Raw genomic sequence first — 4,611 nt, forward strand, 5'->3', positions numbered from 1 at the left:
CTTGCCGGTTCGGCACTTGAGTATATCGGCTGAACAGTTGAAGCAGTTGGAGCGTCATGTATGGAGCGATGCGTTCGTGGATGGGAACTTGCATGCTAGCGGAGGTGCTGCAGCGGCCAAGGTTAGGTATAGAGGCGGGCACACGCGGGGCTATCCCAAGCGGTCCTTTGAAGTCGTCTATCGGGGGAAAACCATTCATCTGAATGCGGAATATGACGATCCGTCTTTGATTCGGAATGCGTTATCTTTTCGTTTTTTTGAGTGGATCGGGGTGCCGAGTCCGGCTGCCAAGCATGTGCTTGTTTATTTGAACGGTCGGTCGCTTGGGGTGTATCTGGAAATCGAGTCGGTCAACCGACAGTTTTTCCAGAAACGCGGAATTCCGGTCAAAGCCGTTATGTATGCCGTCACGGACAGCGCCAATTTCGGCAAATTCAACACAGCCAGCGGATTGGCTAAGCGGTCGTTGCTTGAGGGATACGAAGTGAAGCTAGGCGGGGAGTCGGATCGGCGGCAGCTGCGGGCGTTTATCGCGAATTTGAATGCTTTACCAGCGGGAAAGCTGGAGAACTATTTGGATGATCGGCTGGATGTGAACAATTACTTGCGTTGGTTGGCAGGGGCGGTGTTTACCGGCAATTACGATGGGTTCGATCAGAACTATGCGATCTACATGCACCAGACTCAGGGGCTGTATCGGATGATCCCCTGGGATTATGAGGGCACCTGGGGACGGAATTGCTATGGCAATCCGTGTGGTAGTGATTTGGTAAGGGTGCGAGGGTACAACCAGCTGACGCGTCGATTGTTGGGGCTGCGAAGGCATCGGAAGCGTTATCAGGTGCTGCTCGGTCAGGTGCTGGATCAGCATTTTACGCTGCAGAGGCTAGAGCCGGTTGTGGAGGAAATGCTGGATCGAATAGCCCCTTATGTAGTGCGTGATGTATCCCGAAAGTGGTCTTATTCTGTATTCCAGGGGGAGCGGCGTTTCATCCGGACCTATATCCGGGAAAGGCGGGACATTGTCACGGATGCGATCTCGGTCAAGTTGTAAAAATGAGTCTGGGGACCCATTCGTCTTCGGGCTTTTTTTGTGGATTCCTGCTCGAATTTTGTTAATTTTGCTATAAAATAGCGGCGTTTGAATTCTACTATTGTCAATAGTCCTAAAAGTGGTATATTTATTATAGATGTAAGCTCTTTCGGTTTAGATAGGGGTCTACGAAAATGGAATTTTTGTTGTTCGTAATATTTTCTTCAATGGAGTATTTGGCAGTTTTTGCAATAATGTTTGTGCTTTTCAGATTTGAGTACAAATTTTACCACAATAGTGTGATTTTTATTTGTGCGATCCTTTCATTTGTATCGTACTCAATTAGATATGGATTTCATCAAGACTTTTTGGCGCCAATTGCTCAAGTATTACTGATATTTGCTTTTCTATATTACATTTTTGAAATTCAAATCTTTTATTCTGGCATAATGACTGTAACCGGCTCGCTTTTTTTTGGGATAATACAAACTGTGCTTTACATTTTATTAGATCGTTTCGGAATTATTACAGAAGATGGTTTGGTTGAGCATTCCGTTCAAGGATATACACTTCAATTTATTTCTAGTTTAATTGTATTTATTCTCGCAATCTTAATTAAAAAAAGAAATTACGGTTTCGCATATGTTCCACATGGTCAGAGGGCATTTGTAAGATATCAAGGGTTAAATCGTATGTTCCTGTATCTAATGATTCTTGGAATAATTTTTATTTTAGCATTATTTTATTTCAATATTGAGGAACCATATGTGATTCTAATAACAATCATATTAACAGTTATTTTTATTGCACTAATGTATCTTTCAGTAAGGAAGGAATATCAAAATGATTGAAAATATTGCTTTTAGGATAGCTTCGAAAATAAAGACAGTTGACCCAGACAATACTACAAGTGTAGATGTGATGAAGTATGCATTGATTGGCCTTATTAATTCTTTTTTGGTTTTTACTTTTGCTTTTTCTTTTGCGATTTTAACAAATAACTTTATAAATACATTATTGTTCTCAATTGGTTTTATTTTCCTTCGCAGTGTCAGTGGAGGGTTCCATTTTAGTTCATCAATTAGTTGCTTTATTGTTTCGAGCGCTATGGCAGCATCTGTTCCGCATTTACAACTATCTTTTGAGCTAAATTTAATATTGAATTTTATAAGTATAATATTTGTTCTTCTCTTTGCACCGTCAAACATTGAAGGACAAACTCGTATTCCTAAGAGGTACTATCCGCACCTTAAATATATTTCAATTGTTATTGTGATAATAAGTCTGTTTATTACAATTACACCTTTTACTGTAGGTATATTCATTCAATCATGTTTATTATTTCGACTCGAAATTTTTAGGAGGAGGTGAAAGGGATTGAAAAAAATCATTGCTCGTAACGCTTCACAGATACTCTCAGTTTTAGCTGTAGTATTTGTTAGTGCTGCAAGCTTTTGGTGGGTCCATAACCCAAAAGTGCCCAAAGAATTATTAGAAAATGTCGAGTAATTCTGACTCTCCTCACAATACCAAAGCTAACAACCGGTAGTCCCGTGGTGGCAAGCCCTCTAGTTTCTTAAAGACACGACTAAAATAGTGCTCGTCCGCGTATCCTGTCCGGTGGGCGATGGTCGCCATCGTCCAATCGGTTTCCCTCAAGTATTGTTTGGCGCGTTGATGCCGCAGCTGCTGCAAGTATTTGTTCGGCGTAACGCCTACTACTTCCCGAAACAGTTTGATCCCGTAGTCCTCATGCACACAAAGTTCCCGAGCCAAACGCTCGTTCGACCAATCCTCCTCACAATGCTCCTCCATCTGTTTGCTCAATTCCAACACGGCTTCCGTATACCGCAACGTAGGCCCAGTTTGTTTAAGCGGGACAGCCCGCCGCAATAGCCCGAACAACTGCAACAGCAACCCATTGCACACCAGAGGATGACCCGGCCGCTGCAAATTAAACTCTTGGATCAACTGCTCCATCAACGAGACCACCTGTGGCCTCAAACGATGCACGTACATGGGCAAAAAGAGCATCCCTCCGTTATCCAAACTAGGCTCATAGCAAAATCGCTCCGGCGCCAACTGCGTTTCATTTACGATAATGTCCTCGTCACGCGTAATAAACAACTCATTGAAGTAGTCAAAATGAATCCCCAAAAACGATGCGAAAGGTAGCGTCAGGACGCGAATTTTGTGGTAGACGCCTGATGGCAAATACAACAAGGAGCCGCTCGACAACCGTACGCTTTGATCGCCGACTTCGGCTTCGATATCCCCCTCGATCAAATAGAGCAATTCAAAATCATAGATGCGCCGGTGCAAATGAACCTCGCTGCGGACTTGGTGTCGCTGTGCCCAATGAATGCTGGGGCTGAGACCGTACAGACCGGTGGATTTTTTCAATGGATAGTTAACGTGCACAAACAATTCCTCCTCACACCAGATCGGAAAAATCCAACTATTTCACGATAATATGTAAATTCAATCCAGTCAAGCTGTGCTATTGTTAGTATATAACAACATTTGCTTGAGGAGGATTTCAAGATGATAAACGGAAATATCCATTATTTACCTCAGTTGGCAGAAGAGTACACTTTGAGTCCGGAGCAAATCGCCAGCTTTCAAAAAGACGGACACATCCTGCTAAACCAAGTCGCGAGTGCGGAGGAGGTAGCTATCTACCGTCCCCATATCGCCGATGCGGTAAAGGAACTGAACTACCATGACAAGCCTTTGCATGAGAGAGACACGTACGGTAAGGCGTTTATCCAAATCACGAATATCTGGGAGACACATGAAAAGGTACGCCGGTTCGTCCTCGCCAAACGGTTCGCTAAAATCGCGGCTGAGCTGATGGGAGTGAGCGGCGTGCGGATTTATCATGATCAGGCGCTGTTTAAGGAGCCCGGAGGCGGCCATACCCCGTGGCATCAGGATCAGATTTATTGGCCGCTGGACGCAGAGAAGACGATTACGATGTGGATGCCACTCGTCTCGATTCCGCAAGAAGTAGGCTCGATGACGTTCGCTTCGGGCTCCTTTTCCAAGGGCTATATCAACAAAATGGTCATCTCCGATGAGTCCCATAAGACGCTGCAGCAGTATATTGACGCTCATCAATTCCCACAGCACACTTACGGGGGAATGGCGGCCGGGGATGCGACGTTCCACTACGGCTGGACCCTGCACAGCGCTCCGGGGAACCCGACCGAGATGATGCGCGAAGTGATGACGGTTATTTACTTCCCGGATGGGACCAAGGTGCTTGAGCCGGACAGCAATGCCAGACGGAACGACCTGAAACGATGGCTGCCTGGTTTGCAAGCGGGCGATCTAGCAGCCAGTGAGCTAAACCCTCTAGTGTATTCTCGCTGAGCAGAAAATTAAGGGGATGGCGCTGCCTCGCAGCAGCGGTGTCAGTAGTTGCGAGCGGTAAAAGGCTTAGAGGCTCTAGTCCGGCTTTTTCGGACTGCGTGGCAGGAGCGAAGGAGGAAATATGCTCTAGTCCGATTTTACCCACTTGCGGAGCCGTTTCTGCATACCCCCTTCCGAAAACGTCGCTCCAATTCGGTGATCTC

At 45.3% G+C, this 4,611-nt stretch carries 6 protein-coding genes; 5 read left to right on the forward strand and 1 reads right to left on the reverse strand.

Annotated elements, in window-relative coordinates; genetic code table 11:
* Position 1 precedes the first annotated feature (1 nt).
* The 4 genes from PKO02S_RS31570 to PKO02S_RS31585 all read left to right on the forward strand — a co-directional run bounded on the left by PKO02S_RS31570 (position 2) and on the right by PKO02S_RS31585 (position 2,542).
* Positions 2–1,054 (forward strand): CotH kinase family protein, encoded by a 1,053-nt coding sequence (locus PKO02S_RS31570; protein ID WP_246067666.1) that lies wholly within the window; start codon positions 2–4, stop codon positions 1,052–1,054.
* 173 nt (positions 1,055–1,227) lie between these two features.
* Complete coding sequence (locus PKO02S_RS31575) at positions 1,228–1,884, forward strand: hypothetical protein (protein ID WP_127589198.1); 657 nt, start codon at positions 1,228–1,230, stop codon at positions 1,882–1,884.
* Positions 1,877–2,404 carry an accessory gene regulator ArgB-like protein gene (locus PKO02S_RS31580; RefSeq protein ID WP_127589200.1) on the forward strand — a complete coding sequence of 176 codons (528 nt, stop codon included), beginning with the start codon at positions 1,877–1,879 and terminating at the stop codon, positions 2,402–2,404. Before PKO02S_RS31575 ends, PKO02S_RS31580 begins: the two co-directional genes overlap by 8 nt.
* Positions 2,405–2,410: 6 nt before the next feature.
* Positions 2,411–2,542, forward strand: a complete 132-nt coding sequence (locus PKO02S_RS31585; RefSeq protein ID WP_127589202.1) for a cyclic lactone autoinducer peptide — start codon at positions 2,411–2,413, stop codon at positions 2,540–2,542.
* A gap of 12 nt (positions 2,543–2,554) precedes the next feature.
* Here the strand turns inward: PKO02S_RS31585 and PKO02S_RS31590 are convergent, their stop codons facing one another.
* On the reverse strand, positions 2,555–3,454 hold the full coding sequence (locus PKO02S_RS31590) for a helix-turn-helix transcriptional regulator (protein WP_127589204.1): 900 nt from the start codon (positions 3,452–3,454) through the stop codon (positions 2,555–2,557).
* A 123-nt stretch (positions 3,455–3,577) separates the two neighbouring features.
* Between PKO02S_RS31590 and PKO02S_RS31595 the strand changes: the two genes are divergently transcribed.
* Positions 3,578–4,408, forward strand: coding sequence for a phytanoyl-CoA dioxygenase family protein (locus tag PKO02S_RS31595; RefSeq protein WP_127589206.1), 831 nt, complete (start codon positions 3,578–3,580; stop codon positions 4,406–4,408).
* Positions 4,409–4,611 lie beyond the last annotated feature (203 nt).

Source organism: Paenibacillus koleovorans NBRC 103111 (assembly GCF_004000845.1).
In the GTDB taxonomy this organism is placed as follows: domain Bacteria; phylum Bacillota; class Bacilli; order Paenibacillales; family NBRC-103111; genus Paenibacillus_AA; species Paenibacillus_AA koleovorans.

What these genes read in the sequence shown, in the direction of transcription:
- PKO02S_RS31580 (WP_127589200.1), top strand. Translation starts at nt 1,877, where the DNA reads ATGATTGAAAATATTGCTTTTAGGATAGCTTCGAAAATAAAGACAGTT.
- PKO02S_RS31595 (WP_127589206.1), top strand. Translation starts at nt 3,578, where the DNA reads ATGATAAACGGAAATATCCATTATTTACCTCAGTTGGCAGAAGAGTAC.
- PKO02S_RS31575 (WP_127589198.1), top strand. Translation starts at nt 1,228, where the DNA reads ATGGAATTTTTGTTGTTCGTAATATTTTCTTCAATGGAGTATTTGGCA.